The organism is Mangrovibacterium sp. (assembly GCF_041596335.1).
GTDB lineage: Bacteria > Bacteroidota > Bacteroidia > Bacteroidales > Prolixibacteraceae > Mangrovibacterium.
Genome location: NZ_JBFHIT010000020.1, coordinates 1 through 16965 on the forward strand (window position 1 = coordinate 1; position 16965 = coordinate 16965).

16 protein-coding genes and 1 tRNA gene are annotated in these 16965 nt (G+C 44.2%); 12 read left to right on the plus strand and 5 right to left on the minus strand.

All coding sequences use genetic code 11. The features are described 5' to 3' along the window. Positions 1 to 75 precede the first annotated feature (75 nt). The 10 genes from ABZD21_RS08790 to pepE all read left to right on the plus strand — a co-directional run bounded on the left by ABZD21_RS08790 (position 76) and on the right by pepE (position 8517). Positions 76 to 159: transfer RNA gene (locus ABZD21_RS08790), tRNA-Leu, on the plus strand. A gap of 201 nt (positions 160 to 360) precedes the next feature. Next, on the plus strand, positions 361 to 1122 hold the full coding sequence (locus ABZD21_RS08795; protein ID WP_372774470.1) for an SOS response-associated peptidase: 762 nt from the start codon (positions 361 to 363) through the stop codon (positions 1120 to 1122). A 209-nt stretch (positions 1123 to 1331) separates the two neighbouring features. Next, positions 1332 to 1709: a response regulator gene (locus tag ABZD21_RS08800; RefSeq protein ID WP_372774471.1), complete on the plus strand. Its 378-nt coding sequence runs from the start codon at positions 1332 to 1334 to the stop codon at positions 1707 to 1709. 123 nt (positions 1710 to 1832) lie between these two features. Further along, complete coding sequence (locus ABZD21_RS08805; protein ID WP_372774473.1) at positions 1833 to 2264, plus strand: cytidine/deoxycytidylate deaminase family protein; 432 nt, start codon at positions 1833 to 1835, stop codon at positions 2262 to 2264. An 18-nt stretch (positions 2265 to 2282) separates the two neighbouring features. Then, entirely contained in the window at positions 2283 to 3917 is a 1635-nt protein-coding gene (locus ABZD21_RS08810) for a S41 family peptidase (protein WP_372774475.1), read from the plus strand. Between the two features lie 39 nt (positions 3918 to 3956). Continuing rightward, positions 3957 to 4439, plus strand: coding sequence for an RNA polymerase sigma factor (locus ABZD21_RS08815; RefSeq protein ID WP_372774477.1), 483 nt, complete (start codon positions 3957 to 3959; stop codon positions 4437 to 4439). 4 nt (positions 4440 to 4443) lie between these two features. Continuing rightward, the gene (locus tag ABZD21_RS08820; RefSeq protein ID WP_372774479.1) at positions 4444 to 5496 is read left to right on the plus strand and encodes a hypothetical protein; all 1053 of its coding nucleotides are present in this window, start codon (positions 4444 to 4446) and stop codon (positions 5494 to 5496) included. A gap of 94 nt (positions 5497 to 5590) precedes the next feature. Next, positions 5591 to 6544 (plus strand): outer membrane beta-barrel protein, encoded by a 954-nt coding sequence (locus ABZD21_RS08825; protein WP_372774481.1) that lies wholly within the window; start codon positions 5591 to 5593, stop codon positions 6542 to 6544. Between the two features lie 294 nt (positions 6545 to 6838). After that, complete coding sequence (locus ABZD21_RS08830; RefSeq protein ID WP_372774483.1) at positions 6839 to 7648, plus strand: outer membrane beta-barrel protein; 810 nt, start codon at positions 6839 to 6841, stop codon at positions 7646 to 7648. Between the two features lie 161 nt (positions 7649 to 7809). Beyond that, entirely contained in the window at positions 7810 to 8517 is a 708-nt protein-coding gene (pepE, locus tag ABZD21_RS08835; protein WP_372774485.1) for a dipeptidase PepE, read from the plus strand. A gap of 232 nt (positions 8518 to 8749) precedes the next feature. Here pepE and ABZD21_RS08840 read toward each other — a convergent pair whose 3' ends face one another. The 3 genes from ABZD21_RS08840 to rbfA form a co-directional block, all read right to left on the minus strand. Further along, the gene (locus tag ABZD21_RS08840) at positions 8750 to 9952 is read right to left on the minus strand and encodes an ABC transporter permease (protein WP_372774486.1); all 1203 of its coding nucleotides are present in this window, start codon (positions 9950 to 9952) and stop codon (positions 8750 to 8752) included. Continuing rightward, positions 9953 to 10771 (minus strand): class I SAM-dependent methyltransferase, encoded by an 819-nt coding sequence (locus tag ABZD21_RS08845; RefSeq protein ID WP_372774488.1) that lies wholly within the window; start codon positions 10769 to 10771, stop codon positions 9953 to 9955. Positions 10772 to 10843: 72 nt separating this feature from the next. Then, positions 10844 to 11185 (minus strand): 30S ribosome-binding factor RbfA, encoded by a 342-nt coding sequence (rbfA, locus tag ABZD21_RS08850; protein WP_372774489.1) that lies wholly within the window; start codon positions 11183 to 11185, stop codon positions 10844 to 10846. 535 nt (positions 11186 to 11720) lie between these two features. Here rbfA and ABZD21_RS08855 point away from each other — a divergent pair. Continuing rightward, positions 11721 to 12644 carry a YihY/virulence factor BrkB family protein gene (locus ABZD21_RS08855; protein ID WP_372774491.1) on the plus strand — a complete coding sequence of 308 codons (924 nt, stop codon included), beginning with the start codon at positions 11721 to 11723 and terminating at the stop codon, positions 12642 to 12644. A gap of 283 nt (positions 12645 to 12927) precedes the next feature. Here the strand turns inward: ABZD21_RS08855 and ABZD21_RS08860 are convergent, their stop codons facing one another. Beyond that, entirely contained in the window at positions 12928 to 14304 is a 1377-nt protein-coding gene (locus ABZD21_RS08860; RefSeq protein WP_372774492.1) for a TrpB-like pyridoxal phosphate-dependent enzyme, read from the minus strand. A gap of 398 nt (positions 14305 to 14702) precedes the next feature. Further along, positions 14703 to 15506 (minus strand): hypothetical protein, encoded by an 804-nt coding sequence (locus ABZD21_RS08865; protein WP_372774494.1) that lies wholly within the window; start codon positions 15504 to 15506, stop codon positions 14703 to 14705. A gap of 421 nt (positions 15507 to 15927) precedes the next feature. Here ABZD21_RS08865 and trpS point away from each other — a divergent pair, with 421 nt between their 5' ends. Beyond that, positions 15928 to 16929, plus strand: coding sequence for a tryptophan--tRNA ligase (trpS, locus tag ABZD21_RS08870; protein WP_372774495.1), 1002 nt, complete (start codon positions 15928 to 15930; stop codon positions 16927 to 16929). The last annotated feature ends 36 nt before the right edge of the window (positions 16930 to 16965 follow it).

The following is a 16965-nucleotide window of genomic DNA, read 5'->3' on the forward strand; positions in this document are numbered from 1 at the left end:
ATAAAAACACAAAAGTTTTTTACTGAATTGCTTTGAGCGAAAGATTTTTCCACTATTTTTGCATCGCTAATTCAGGCCCGGGTGGCGGAATTGGTAGACGCGCTGGATTCAAAATCCAGTTTTGGTAACAAAGTGCGGGTTCGATTCCCGCCCCGGGTACAGAAACCTCTCAAACACTTGATTTGAGAGGTTTTTTGCTTTTTACGGGCATTGATACCCTGCAGCGCCCTCCCGTTTCTTCAGAATACCGCAACCTTCCGGAACCTGTGTTGTTGTTTTCCATAGACGAGCACATGAGAGACGATTTTTGCCAAAAATGTTTTATCTGTTTGGTTCATCCCAATAAGTTTAAAAAATACAATGTGTTACAGTTTTAAATCGAAGCTTTCGACCCAGAAAAAAAGGTATCAACACTGGAAAAAGGTTTGGAAAGAAGAAGCCGAAATCATCGACGATAAAGGGAAAGACCTTTTCTTTGCTGACGGTTTTAGTCATCCAACCGTATTGATCTACACAACCGCCAAGCCATTCGTCCCTACCCCTTCGCTCTGGGGACTAATTCCAAGCTGGGCGAACGACACCAAAATAGGGAACCAAACGTTGAATGCACGTGGAGAAACTCTCTTTGAAAAACCTGCCTTTCGCGAATCAGCCAAATCAAAAAGATGCCTGATTTATGTTGATGGCTTTTTCGAATACCATCATTTTCGGGGTAAAACCTACCCCTATTTCATTTTTAACAAGGACGAATCGCCGATGGTATTAGCAGGACTCTGGAGTGAATGGGACGACAAAGCAACAGGAACGTTGTTGAATACATTCTCGATTGTTACCACATCAGGAAACCCGATGATGTCTCGAATTCATAACAATCCGAAGGCCGATGGACCGAGAATGCCGTTAATACTTTCGGAAGATGTTGCTGACGAATGGCTGAAGCCCATTCACTCAAAGGCAGACGAGCAGTACATCGCATCAATCATTCAGCCCTACAACCAGGATAAAATGGACTCGTACACCGTTGGCACTTTGAAAGGGAAAAACGCCATTGGCAACAATCCGGAATCGACACACAGAGTGGGTTACCCGGAATTGGAATTCAATCAATCAAGCCTGTTTTAAACGCTGTAGAAGCAACGACAACAGCCAACAATTCCGGCAGTTTACTGAAACCCGGAAGGCCAATTCGCCAATTTTGAAACTGCTGTTTCAACTACTTCAAATCTCTTTTTACAGAAAAGCCTTTTTCGTTTCAGGCAAATAATCCATTTTTGGTATAGCATTTAATAATCGGATGCAATATCTTTGTCTCTCATTCAAAAAGAAATACTATGATCGTAGTTGATTCAATGAAAATATTAATTGCTGAAGATGTTGAGTCGAATTACTTATATCTGAATGCTGTTCTAAGTAAAATTAAGGCAGAGATCGTATGGGCTAAAAATGGTCTTGAAGCGGTTGATTTGTTTAAAAAGCACCAGGATTTCGATTTGATATTAATGGATCTGCAGATGCCGGAAATGAATGGTTACGAAGCGACACGCATCATAAAATCGATTAACCCATCAATCCCGATTATTGCGCAAACCGCATTTGCAATGGCCGAAGATCGTGCGAAAGCGCTTAACGCCGGATGCAACGAATATCTGGCTAAGCCAATTCGCTCGAAAGATTTACTAAACTTAGTCGAGAAATTTATGCATGTCTGATAGTCATGCAATTCCGCATAACCGAAACGTTCATTTCTTAATAGAGGTGAACGTTTTTTAATGCTTGTTTATAGCGCAAAAGCAACCGCATTTATTACTTTTGGAGATTCAGTTAAAAAAGCGATGAACAACAAACAATACCTCCTGGATAAGCGATACCTTAAAATGGCTTCCATCTGGGCTCAGAATTCGTACTGCACACGGCGACAAGTCGGTGCTATTTTGGTGAAAGACCAAATGATTATTTCAGATGGATATAACGGCACCCCTTCCGGTTTCGAAAATATTTGTGAGGACGAAAACAATAAAACCAAGCCATACGTTTTGCATGCTGAAGCCAACGCGATAACCAAGGTCGCCAAATCGAGCAACAGCAGCGACGGAGCCACCATGTATGTAACGTCTTCGCCCTGTTTGGAATGTGCGAAACTGATTATCCAGGCTGGGATAAAACGCGTTGTATTTACCGACAGCTATCGGCTGGAAGATGGCATTGAATTACTAAAGCGGGCGAGCATTGAGGTTGTTCAGGTCGAAATTGAAGAACAGAATTAGGAAAACAGACACAAGATCATGAATAAAAATACGAGAATCTACTTGCCCCTGCTCATTGCCATATCTGTCATTGCAGGAATTTATCTCGGCAACCATCTGGCTAACCAATCCACCCCGATTGGATTGCGTAATTTTACCCCTCCCAAACCCGACAAGCTGAGCACAATTGTCGACCTGATCTCGAATGCCTATGTGGATTCGGTGGCCACCGACGAGATTATCGAAGAGGCGATTCCTGTATTGTTAAAAAATCTAGACCCGCATTCAACCTATATTCCGGCCAGCGACATGCAGGAAGTGAACGAGGAAATGCAGGGAAACTTTGGCGGAATTGGGGTACAGTTCTCCATTCATAACGACACCGTTCAAGTTGTTGATGTGATCTCCGGAGGTCCATCGTCAAAATTGGGCATTCAGCCGGGCGACCGGATTGTACAGGTCAACGATTCGTTAATTGCCGGAAATAGCGTGAAAAACGAAACTGTATTGAGTTTGCTTCGAGGCGAAAAAGGAACGATCGTCAATGTTGGAATTAAACGAAAAGGTATTCGCGACCTGATTCAATATGAAATTACCCGAGGCGATATTCCGATCACCAGTGTTGATGTAAGCTACATGATTAACGACTCAACCGGACTGGTAAAAGTTAGTCGGTTTGCCGAAAAAACCTACGCCGAATTTATGCTGGCTGTTGATAAAATTCATCAGGCAGGCGCCAAACAAATCATTGTTGATTTGCGCGGAAACCCCGGAGGATACCTGATGGCCGTAGTAAAAATGGTGAACGAATTTCTTGACAATGGTGACCTGATTGTTTACACCGAAGGTTTCTCACAAGCCAGAAAAACCTACACTGCAACCGGAAAAGCTCATTGGGCCGACAAACGTGTTTTTGTCCTAATGGACGAATATTCAGCTTCGGCCAGCGAAATTTTTGCCGGCGCATTACAAGATAACGACAAAGCGGTAATTGTTGGCCGCCGTTCATTCGGCAAGGGCCTTGTGCAGGAACAAATCCCCTTTACCGACGGGTCTGCACTAAGATTAACCGTTGCCCGTTACTACACGCCTAGTGGCCGCAGCATTCAGAAACCATACGAAGACGGAACCACCGAATATTACCACGATATCGTGAACAGAGCGGCTCACGGAGAGTTTCAGGAGGCCGACAGCATCCAATTTGCCGACAGCCTGAAATATGAAACGAAAAGCGGTCGCATTGTGTACGGTGGAGGCGGAATCATGCCCGACTATTTTGTACCTCTGGATACAACCGGTTTTTCTGACTATTATTCGCAAATCACCCAAAAATCGTTGGTCTACCAATTTGCCTTCGACTATAGCGACAAAAACCGCGAAAACCTGAAGAAACTAACAACTGCTGATGACTTTATAAGATACCTGAGAGATTCTAAAATCCTGAATCAGTTTATCTCCTACGCCGAAAGTAAAGGTGTAAAACGAAATGCAGCCGGTCTGAAAACATCAGGTAAAATCATCGAAACCCAAATCATGGCCTACATTTCACGAAACATCATCGGCGATGAAGGTTTCTACCCTATCATCAAATTAATTGACAAAACACTTCTGAAAGCTATTGAGCTTTCGGAGGAAAACAGAAGTCTGACCCAACTTTTAACTGTAACAAAATAAGCGTTCATCCGTCCTAAGGGGAAACGTACTGAAAACCCCATGACCGTTGATGAGTTTAACCAAGCTGTAAAGCTTCATGCTGATGGAGTTTATCGATTTGTTCTGAAAAATATTCGCGACGAGGAAAAAGCTCGCGATATCGTTCAGGACAGCTTCGAGAAACTGTGGGTACATCGTAATGCCCTTCCAGTTGAAAAGCTGAAGGCCTACTTGTACGCTACGGCCTACCATCGCTTAATTGATGTGGTGCGCAAAGACAGCCGCATGAGCCTGATCGAAGAGGTTCGTACTGAAGCTGTTCACACAGAACAATATACCGACCTGCACGAAGTGCTCAACAAAGCGGTTTTGCTGCTCCCCAACGATCAACGCTCAGTCCTGTTATTACGCGATTACGAAGGCTATTCCTATAAAGAGATTGCGGAAATAACACAGCTTAACGAGTCCCAGGTGAAAGTTTACATTTATCGCGCCCGGGTGTTTTTGAAAAATTATATTGGAAAGATGGATGTTTTAGTTTGAAGAGATGCAAATTAACCGGTCAAATTACGAAAGCTTTTTTATCGACTATATCGATGGCACTTTGCCCGACGATTTAGTGAATGATTTCCTTGATTTTCTGGGAAATAACCCCGACTTAGCCGAAGAATTAAAGGCAGTTTCCTCCATGAAGCTTCCGGACGAATCGGTTATATTCGATCAAAAGCAACAACTATACAGAACCAAATCAAACACTCTGGAAGACTTCGACTTTCATGCTGTTGCTTTTCTTGAAGGTGACTTAAACGAACAGCAAAAACAAGCGTTTTTGAACGATGTGGCAGCCGACAACGCCAAATTACAATCGCTGCAGGTTCTCCAAAAAATGCGTCTGCATCCGGAGCCTCAATTCATTTTCCCCAATAAAGGCAAACTACTCCGACATAAACGCAAACCCGTTTACCTATGGGCAATCCGGGCAGCAGCAGTTCTTTTAATCACCTTTACTGTTTGGGTCATTATTCCACACCGTGAAGTTTCCGTGCCACACTTGCGGCTGGCAGAAGAATATCGGCCGGAAATCTTCGAGGAGGAAATTCAAGCTGCCGAACAAGAAATTACCCAACAGGAAAACAACAGCAATAATTTAGCGGCTGCCTCCTATTCTGGTGAATTGAAACCGGAAAAAGTGGATGAAGCAGCCCAAAATCAGGCTACTGTTCAGAATCAGGAAGCAGAGATTTACGAGCTACCCAAAATTCAACAACGGGAACAGGCTCCTGAAAAGATCAGGCCTTTGCAAGCCCGTATTGAAATGAAACACGAACTGATTGCGGCGATTCACTTTCCCGGGAAAAACGAACCTCAGCACACTGATAATATCCTGTCGTTCGATGAATTTCTGGCTCACAAACTAATCGACGCTCCAAAAGGAGAAAGCTTCACTTTCAACAACCTGGCCAACGCCAGCCTAAAGGTCGCTCAGAATATTGCGAGCGATCGTCTTGACGTAGCCCGCAACGAAGAAGGTAAAATACAGAAAATAAAGTTCGAAAGTCGATTGATCGCGTTTTCCATTCCCTTCAAAAAAAATCGGTAGCCCTGTAACATTCAGCAAATGCCGTTCGTCATAGGGCAGAATGAAAATTAAAAATCAATTGCTATCTGACGATAAATTGGAAATAGACACACCTATGAAAAAATTAATTGTACTGATCGCCCTTGTTGCGATCGCCATCCAAATGCAAGCCCAGGACACCACAACGGTGAAAGTATTGAAAAAGAATATTGTCACCGTCAGCGAGGAACCAAACAAAACGGAAGTCAGCCTTCTGAACGATAAAATCAACATTCAGGACAAGCATTCCAGCGACACCACGACCATCCGACTCGGGCGGCGCAACATTGAAATTATTGACGGCAGAAGTCACACCTATGTCAACGTGATCAAAGAAGATAAAATAGAAAATCCGCGCAAATGGCGCGACGAACGGAAACCCTTTAACGGCCATTGGTCGGGTTTTGAACTGGGCGTGAACGGGCTGTACGACACCGATTATAGCATTTACGAAGACTCTGGGAATGAATTCATCTACGAAGACTCGGGGAATGAATTTATGGACCTGAATCAGTCAGCTTCGCTGGAAGTCAACATCAACTTTGTAGAGTATAACATCAGTTTGAAAGATCACCGGGTGGGAATTGTGTCCGGGCTCGGGCTTCAATGGAACAACTACAAATTTGATAATTCGGTGAGCATTGATAAAGGAGACCAAGGCATCATTCTACCGTTTGATATCGAGGAAAACAACTTCAAAAAGTCGAAACTTATGGTTTCGTACCTGACGCTTCCATTGATGCTCGAGTTCCAGATTCCGGTGAATGATGGCACAAACAGCCTGTTCATCAGTGGAGGTATGGTTGGCGCCCTCAACCTTGGTTCGCATACCAAAATCAAAAACGACCGCTCAAAAGATAAGGATCGTGGTAGTTTTAACATCAATCCATTCAAATATTCAGCAATTGCCCGTATTGGGCTGAAAGATATTTCGTTCTACGCGACCTACAGTTTCTCATCGTTGTTTAAAGATAACAAGGGACCTGAAATGTACCCGTTCTCAATCGGGATCAGCCTGGTAAACTTTTAAGCCGAATACACTCAATATCGACACCAGAAGACCTGCCATAAACAGGTCTTTTTATTTCAACCACCTTTGTTTGTATATTTGCTTCCTGCAGTGTGTCGGAACGAAGCGAGATCGAAATAAATGCGGATGGCAGGCGATTTCGAAAAACTGCATTGGTATCAGCCAGCTATTCAAGCCTATTAGTCAGGTTTTAAATATCAAATTGATTGGTATTTTTGCAAGAACGCGCTAACAGAAAACCATAAACAGCGCTTTTTTCTGTTTGAAAAACTTAATTTCGAAAAAAAACAATCAGTGAATAAATTAAATTACATCCTAATTTTCGTTTTTCTTGTTTCTGCACTGAACTCAGTTTCAGCACAGGAAAACGAAGCCGCTGTGCCGGATTCACTGCAGGAAAACGATCGACCGACCCTGTTGATCCTTGATATAAGCCAACCTCAGGGTTTCAATTTTTGGGACGAGCCTTTTAAAGGAAACTGGGCCGGAATCTTTGTCAGTATGAACGGACTCGACCAAGCCGACTACTCCATGTACACCGAAGTTGACGACGATTTTTTGAAACCCACACTTTGGAAATCAAACGGAATCAGCATCAACCTCATTCAAGGATCAGTGAGCTTACAGCGCAACCGAAATTTTATTGGCTTGGTTACCGGGTTGGGCTTGGATATTCAAACCTATAGTTTGAACCAAAATACCTCCATCCGAAAAGGAGCTTCACGCATTGAACCAATCTATTTAGCCTACGAGGACAACCAGAAATCGAAGTTCTCTTCCACCTATCTAACCGTTCCGGCGCTCATCGAATTTCAAATTCCCATCAATCATTTTGCCAACCGATTGTACTTTTCTGCCGGAGTAATCGGAAGCTTGCGACTAAGTACGCATACGAAAGTAAAATACCGACTCGATGGCAAAAAACAGAAACTAAAAGTTCCGGGCGACTTCTATCTCAACGATTTACGGGTATCGGGCACCATCCGTGTTGGTTACCGATGGATCAACCTTTTTGCGACCTATGATCTGCAGCCGCTTTTTGTTGATGGTAAAGGCCCCGAATTGTACCCTTTTTCCATTGGTCTGGCATTGATCACATTCTAGCCGCCATCCGGTTCATGACAATTTTCCTGTTCTCTTCCGTATAATAATTATATTTTAGCTTCACGAATAACGGAATACAAACGGCCACGTAAACAAGTTGTGAGGCTCTGCTGGTCGCGGATGATTTCCGATTTTTCGATAACCCAAAAAACAAGCGTAACATGAAACTTTTATTGAGCAGTAATTCAACTATGCCCGGCGAAGAATACCTGGGTTTTCCGATACCACACATTAAGCAGTTTTTGGGTGAAAAGCCCGTTAAAGCACTCTTTATTCCCTATGCCGCTGTAACTTTCAGCTTCGACGAATACGAAGCAAAAGTGAATGAAGCTTTTCAGCGCGTAGGCCATAGCGTGGTGGGCATTCACCATTTTGAAAACCCGCAAAAGGCCATTGAAGAAGCCGAAGCAATTGTTGTTGGTGGCGGTAATACATGGCAATTGGTTCGTATGCTACACGACCAAAACCTGATGATGACCATTCGCCGGAATGTACAAAGCGGAACCCCCTATATTGGATGGAGTGCCGGATCGAATGTAGCTTGTCCAACACTTCGAACTACCAACGACATGCCCATCATTGACCCAACAAGCTTCAATACTACCGGTTTGGTTCCGTTCCAAATCAACCCGCATTATATGGATGCCAACCCCGATGGACATGCCGGTGAAACCCGCGAACAACGAATTAATGAGTTTATCGAAATCAACCCGCTAACTTATGTTGTTGGACTTCGGGAAGGTACACTGCTGAAACTGGAAAATAATAAGCTGGATCTCATCGGAAACCGCTCAGCCCGCATTTTTATGCAAGGTGCAGTAGCCTATGAACTCAGTTCGGGTGATGATTTTGATTTTTTGCTGAAGTAGCAAATTTGAAACATACAGATCACAGTCACCCCGAATTTATTTCGGGGTCTTTTTTTTACATGGCAAACGGCCTCATTTAGTTCTTGAGTTAAACCGGGAGTACTGCGTCTTGACTCCGCACGATAACGCATACGAAATTCTCATTCTTCTCATTGCCCGTAGAATATTGAGAGAACGAATCAGATCACCAAAGCACACTGGCTTTCATCTCAGAGGATAAGGTTCCGGAAAATTATTTTTTGATTGACCGAACCGGATACCAGGCAGCCAGAAAACCAATAGCCAGAACAATGGCCAAGGTGGCCAACACATCGAAAAGCTGCAGTTTCACGGGGTACGCCGAAATGGCAAATGCGCCTCCTCCGGGCAGTTTTAAGAGCTCAAAACGAGTTTGCGCCCATATCAGTCCAACTCCGGCTAAAACCCCCACAATGGCGCCCGTAATCGCAATCATCCATCCTTCGAGCAGAAATATCCGACGGATTAAACGTTGATTGGCTCCCATGCTTTCGAGAATATAGATATCGTTCTTTTTATCGAGAATGATCATGGTGAGCGAGCCCAGTAAGTTGAAAGAAGCGATAATGAGAATGAAACTCAGGATAAGAAAACTGGTCCATTTCTCCGACTTCATCACGCGATATAAAAACTCGTGCTGCTCGTAGCGGTCCTGTACGTTATATGCCGGTCCCAAAAGGGCTTTAATTTGCTCCTGAATGTCGGAAACCGCGACTCCGGGTTTTAACTTCAGCTCCAATGATGTAACCCGGCCATTGAGTTCAAAAATTTCGCGGGCGAACTCAATCGGCACCAGAATATATTGCGCATCAATTTCCTGTTGAACAGAGAATACACCGGTCGCAAACACATAATCGTGATTGAAGGCATTCTCCATCATCGGCCTGCTTTTCTGCTCGCGCTTGGGGTAATACACATGGATTGGGTTGACGAAGCTGAGACCAACGCCCAAATCAACGGCCACGCCCTGTCCAATTACGGTAAACATCCGGTTGTCGTGATTCAAAATAAAACTACCATCAATCACCATCGAGTCCATCCCCGAAAATGCCGCATAATTAGCTTCAACACCTTTCACAATGCCGTATTTTTGACGCTCGTCGTATTGCAGCAGCGCATTATCTTCCACCACCTGCATAAACGAAGCGATACCTTCAAGCTCATTTAATTGGATTATTTCAGGATTGTCAAGCGAAAAACTTTTGCCCTCCGCAGCAGTAATTTTTAGGTCGGGATCGAAGCTGGAAAGCATTCCCTGGATAAAATTGTCGATTCCATTGAAGGCAGAGAGCACCACAATCAAGGCCATTGTTCCAACGGCCACCCCGATTACCGAGAGAGCCGAAATCAGGTTAATCACATGAATTGATTTCTTCGAAACCAGATAACGGCGAGCTATGTAAAAGGCGAGCTTCACCTATTTTATGGCTTTAACAATCAGACCAGTTCCGCTGGAGTGCGTATTTTTTACATCGAAATAATTCAGGACAGCCGAAATGGGGAACACCAGCACATACCAAAAAGGAAGTATGATGAAAAACAGCTTGCTTACACCCAGCAACTGAATCGGATATTTCATGGAAAGACGCCACGAGATTTTTCCGGGACATCCGTATGAGTAGCGCGCTTCAACCCGCGAGAAACCTGCGGATTTGAGTTTGGTTTCAATTTCAGCAATATTGTAGCCATCGCGAACATGCTCGTCGATAAAGCCATGTACGCCTCCTTCCTCATGATCATGATCGTGAGCATCCGACCCACCTTGATCCGAAGGAGTTGAAATGAGAACGACGCCTCCCGTTTTCAGCGATTGGTAGAAATTTTTGAACACCAGAACATCTTCCTCAATGTGTTCCATCACATCAATCGACAAAACCAGATCGAAACGTTCGGGCTGCACAAATTTGGTTAAGTCAGCCTCTTCGAACCGAACCCGATTGCTTTGGTGTATCTGGGTAAAAAAACGGTTACAATCGGCAATCTGCTCTTCTTTCACATCCACTGCCAAAATGGTTGATTTTGGGAACAACCGGCTCATCCGGTAGGTGTACTGACCAAAACCGGAGCCTGCATCGAGAATGGAGCAATCGGCACCCAATGGCAGATTTTTTAATTCTTTGCGAACATGCCAGGCCCTTAACAACAACAAATCGAGGAGGCGGTAAAACAGTTTTCTCAGCGCCGGAGTTTGGTTGAAAACCTTCCCCAGCGAACGTTTAATCGGGTCGTATTGCATACTTCGGGTTCGAGTTTGGAGTTGCAGATTTCAGTTTTCGCGCGTTGCGAACCGAGGCTGAAACTGCGACTTTTATTCTGATTTCAGTAGATCGTCTATCTTTTCGATGTAATCGAGGCTATCATCGATATAAAATTCCAGTTGCGGAATTACCCGGATTTGTTTCCCCACCCGACGTCCGAGCAAATAGCGAATCTTGGGGTTCGCGATACGAATTTCCTTTAAAACTTCGCGAATGCCATCAGTCGGAAAAATGCTCAGGTACGATTTGGCCATTCCCAAATCGGGAGTCACTCTCACGGTGGTCACGCTAATCATTTTCCCCATAAACATCGTACGGCTTTCTTTCTGAAAAATGTCGGCCAACTCCTTCTGTAGTAGCCGACTTATCTTTTGTTGTCTTGTTGATTCCATTTTCTTGTCAAAATTGTCAGCGCCAAAGTTAATCAAAAATACCGGATGGTCTGATTTCATTTCGGCCCAGGCAGAAAAGTATCGAAGCTAGTTTCGTCTCTGTCCATCGAAACTAGCATCTATGCTGCCACAAATGAATTGGGAAACGCTATTGAGCTGCAATAGAATTCTTAGTAACTTTCCGTAAAAACAGCTGAAGTGTTTAAACTTTCAGCCAGGAAACAAAGAGATTGAAGTTATTCCAAAATGCCCGATGTCGAAGTTATAAATTTAGCCTGCGGAGCAAAAGATAATTTCCGAAACACCTAGCTAACCCCATAAAGAGCCGCTGAAGGTGCTAAATTGAGAATCTAAAAAAACGAACAGGAAAGAGTACGGATAACGAAAACTGAACCGATTTTAGACCATCGGATTCAACGTAAAAAACAGGTTGTCGCTGTTTTACGTACTGCTCAGTTAGGAGAATTGCAGTCAAATAAAAACTGCGGACAACAGAACACAGACACGACCGTATAAATTTAACGAAGAGACAATTATGAACCGAAACAAAGCGAAAAAAAAGGTAAAGAACCTCTGGACAATTCTCCGTAAATCGACGGTCCATTTTCTGGATAACCGTCCGGTAGAACTGGCCGGCACAACGGCTTATTTCGCCATCTTCTCAACGGCGCCAATCATGATTGTCATTATTTCAGTGTTTGGCTATCTGGCCGGAAAAAGCACGATCCGCGAAAAACTCTTCGAAGAACTCGGTGTTTTGGTCGGTCCCGACAGTACCGGATTGCTGGAAAATGCCATCGACAATTACCGGATTGTCGAAAACAGCGGAATCGGATCGATTATCGGGATTGTGGCGTTTCTGGTTTTCGCCACTACCCTGTTCAGCGTGATGCAGAATTCTATTGATTTCATTTGGCGTGTGCGGGTAAAGTCGAACCTGAAAATGAATTTGATTAAGTTGGTAATGGATCGCCTTTTGTCGTTCGGGGTAATTCTTACGATCGGCTTTGTGTTGCTCATATCGTTGGTAGTTGATGCCGGTATTAATATCCTGCGCGATTTTTTGTCCACCTATTTTTCCCCGAATTTCGTCGTGCTTGCCTGGATAACCAACCTGGTTGTTACCCTTGGAATTATTATGACATCGTTTGCGCTGATATACCGTTTTCTGCCTGATGTTTTAGTCCGGTGGAACGCTGCCTGGTTCGGCGCCTTTTTTACCTCTATCTTCTTCACGCTGGGAAAACTTCTGATCGGGTTGCTTGTGGGATCCAGCAATCTAGGTGCGGTTTACGGAGCTGCCAGCTCCATTGTTGTATTGCTGATGTGGATCTACTACTCCTCACTTATTTTTTACTTTGGAGTTCAGTTAAGCTACGAGTTTTCGCACTTTCACAAACATCAAAATCTTCCTAAAAACTACGCCATGAATTTCCGGATTGATCATGAAGGGGAATAATGTACCAATTGCATCATTTGGTCCAACCAACAAAACGCCCCTCATCTCAGCAAACACCGAAAAAAGGGGAGAAATTATGTCTATTTACAAGTTGACTGGAGCCTTGGGTTGAAACCTTAGTCGAATTATCTATCCGTTTTTTCTGAAACACTTATTTTCTCCTTCCTTCCGAAGGGATTTTAAATAGAACACGTGAATGACCCTTTCCGGACGAACAAAGAGTCACTGGTCGTCAAGGTATTGACCGGACGGATCAAGGTCGCCCGATCAATAAAACCACAGATTATTTTGGTAGCGGATATCCTTTCAATGCCGCTAAATTTGTTGCTATTTCATGTTCGGGGTATTCGTAGTCCGACAGATGACCGCCCATGTATTTGTCGTAACCAACCAGGTCCATCAATCCGTGACCGGAGAAGTTGAATAAGATGACTTTTTCCTTGCCTTCTTCCTTGGCTTTTTTGGCCTCGCGAATCGTTGACGCAATGGCATGAGTGGTTTCGGGTGCCGGAATAATTCCTTCCGTTTTGGCAAACAACAAGCCGGCTTCAAAACATTCGCTTTGGTGGATGGCCTGTGCTTCCATGAGGCCGTCGCGCAAAGCGGCACTCACTAGTGGCGCCATTCCGTGGTAACGCAAACCTCCTGCATGAATAGGTGCTGGTACAAAGTTATGCCCTAAACTGTGCATCGCCATCAAAGGGGTCATTTGCGCCACATCGCCATGATCGTATATGAACGGCGCTTTAGTCAGTGTTGGACACGAGAATGGCTCGGCACCAATCACCTGAATATCGGCTCCATTAATTTTATCGTAGATGAACGGAAACGAAAGGCCGGCAAAATTGCTACCGCCTCCGCAACAGCCAATCACCACATCGGGTTTGCTGATGCCCACTTTGGCAAGCTGCTTTTTGGCTTCTAAACCGATAATCGTTTGATGCAACATGACATGGTTTAGCACCGATCCCAGCGCGTAGCGGGTTTGTCCGGTTGGGTCGGTAACAGCAGCCTCAACAGCTTCGGAAATGGCAATACCAAGCGATCCCGGCGTGTCGGGGTATTTGGCCAGAATATCGCGACCGGCTTGAGTTTCCATACTGGGGCTGGAAATACATGTCCCGCCCCAGGTTTGCATCATCATTTTGCGAAACGGCTTTTGGTCGAAACTCACCCTCACCATGTACACTTTACACTCGATACCACCAATAACCTTACAGGCAAACGAAAGCGCCGATCCCCACTGGCCGGCTCCGGTTTCGGTTGTAAGCTTTTTAATGCCAAATTGTTTGTTATACCATGCCTGCGGAATGGCTGTGTTGGGTTTGTGACTTCCTGCAGGCGAAACACCTTCGTTTTTATAGTAAATTTTGGCTGGTGTCCCCAGCGCCTCTTCCAGCTCATAAGCCCGAATTAACGGGCTCGGACGCCAGCGAAACAAATGTTGACGGATTTCCTCGGGAATATCAATCCACCGTTGCTGGCTCACTTCCTGCTCAATCAGGTTCATCGGGAACACGGGTGCCAACATCTCGGGAGTTACGGGCACACCACCCGGTCCGAGAGGCGGATTTAGCGCCGTTGGTAGATCCGGAGCCAGGTTGTACCACTGTTTAGGCATATCAGCTTCATCGAGAAAAATTTTCTTTTGTCTGGTCATGATTTTATTTCGTTTAAAAGGTTTGTAGAAAACGTCAAAGAGGGATTTGCCGACACATCAGCAAATCCCTCTTTCCGCTTTTCAATCAGAAAAAACAACAGCAGGCCGGGCCTCCATTTTCACGTTGCGCCAGGTCAGTTCTCTTCCGTATAAAAGCGATCGGTCCATTTTTTCTAAATTGAAGCCTAAAACTAAAGATTATTTTGGGAAATGGGAAATACAAAATTGCTGAACTACCGTTAAACAAAATTGCTTACCAGAGTAAAATAAATCTTCCTGATTCCAAATTTCTTTTGACCAATAAACTTTGCTGAACCAATCGCGGTGACCTTAACAGAAGACGACAGACACAGATCTCAATTTATGCAATTGAGAAGCAGTTGATAATCTAGCTGCCGCTATTTCCCAAAAACCCAACCAATCCGCATTCCACTCGTTAATGCGATTGGAAAATCGTCCGGCGCTACCAGGAATCCATAGGGCAAAGCATCGTATTCATCGGCGCCAAATCCATAGCCCACACCGCAAAAAACATCAACAAGGAACGAGTCGTCAAACACCCATTGTTTTCCGAATTTCAACATGACAGCCAGGGTAAATTGGTTTTCTCTGGTGACAGCATAATTATCACCTGTCCAGTAATCCCAACGTTCGCTATCGTACGACATATAGCGCAATGCTATTTCAGGAGCAAAATAGGCTCCTTTTAGCAAGTGGGAATAGTGCATGCGGCGCATATAAAAATCGGGATTCCGGTAAAGTTTATACGCAAATTTTCCATAAACTCCGGCCGGATCAACATATTGGATATCATTCCCTAATCCAACAATTCCCAACGCAACTTCCCACGATCTTCCCGGTTCGATGTTTCTTTCATAAATAATTTCGGTACTCCCGAAAAGCGGTGAAAGAAAGTTTATTTTCAAGGCATTTTTCGATTGATTAACATAGTACTCCGGGTTCTCAAAACTGTTTTTCCCGATAACAACAACTTCACCGGTCGCGAACTCAACCCGATTCACCAACGCATTATCGATCCCAAAAACAAGCTTAGCGTTGTCGCCATAGTAGTATTTTACTTCGTCGGCTCCAAGCTCAGTAACCTTACAGTTAATCGTTTCATTGCTATTCTTCACGATTATGTCTTGTGAATACACCGAGATCGAAATCAGCATTACAAATAGCGTCGCAATTGTTTTCATTGTGTTTTTGTGGTATTAAATATTTAGTTCAAATATAGGACAATACTGATTACCGTGCCCACTACTTAATTAAATGATAACGATTAAGACATATTATACCGTCATAGCATTTCGCACCTATTCGGTCGATCGCATGATTGCAAACAAGCCTACTCTTCCAAATGAAAGCTTTATTCGCTCTTTCTTCAATTCAATTTGCTGAACGCGATTAAGCGGATTCTTTTTTTTTGACAGCAGATCCTTCATTGCATTGAATCTGAAAATCCAATCTTCAAAATAAAATTTTGAGTTTCAAGGAATCAGGTTAATTTTGCACATCGAACCTGCGAACAGTATTATGCAGGTTAAAAACATGCACGGCAAACCTTTCGAAATGAAGAATTAGCCATGTGAATTTTAATTCTCAATCACGATTACAAGAATGACTAAAGCAACTGTCGTAAGCGGCATCCGGCCAACCGGGAACCTGCATCTGGGAAATTATTTCGGAGCAGTACGCAGCTTTTTGAAAATGCAGAACGATTACAACTGCTACTTTTTTATTGCCGACATCCACTCGTTGACAACCCATCCGACGCCTGAAAATCTGCAAAATGGAGTAAAACAGGTGCTGGCCGAATACCTGGCATGCGGATTGGATCCCGAGAAATCGACGATTTTCATTCAAAGTGACGTACCCGAAATTACCGAACTGTACACCTTCCTGAATATGAACGCGTATTTGGGAGAGCTGGAACGTACGACTTCGTTCAAGGAAAAAGCCCGAAAACAGCCCGAAAACGTGAATGCCGGCCTCCTTACCTATCCGGTGCTGATGGCTTCAGACATCATAATTCATAAAGCTCAATTTGTTCCGGTCGGCAAAGATCAGGAGCAGAACCTGGAGATGGCACGCAAATTTGCCGGTCGTTTTAACCGCATGTACAACCGCGAAGTTTTCCCAATACCACAACCCTTCACCTTCGACGGTGGCGATATGATCAAAATTCCGGGTCTCGATGGAAGCGGAAAAATGGGCAAATCGGAAGGAAATGCCATCGCGTTATTCGAAGACCCAAAATCGATTCGTAAAAAGGTGATGCGTGCGGTAACTGATGCCGGCCCAACCGAGCCAAATTCGCCCAAACCGGAACCAATTCAAAACCTGTTCTCGCTAATGAAGATTATGAGCGATCCGGAAGTGGTGAAACAGTTTGACGCTGCATACAACGACTGCAGCATTCGCTATGGTGATTTGAAAAAGCAATTGGCGGAAGACATTGTGGCCTTCACCACGCCAATTCGCGAGCGGATTACCGAGATTCTGGAAGATGATGCCTACTTGGCGAAAGTAGCTCGAATGGGTGCTGAAAAAGCCCGCGAATCGGCTTCAGCAACACTAAAGGAAGTAAAAGAACTAATCGGATTTCGCCGGTTGTTTTAAGAGATAAGATTTTCAACGACAACGATAAAACAGCCG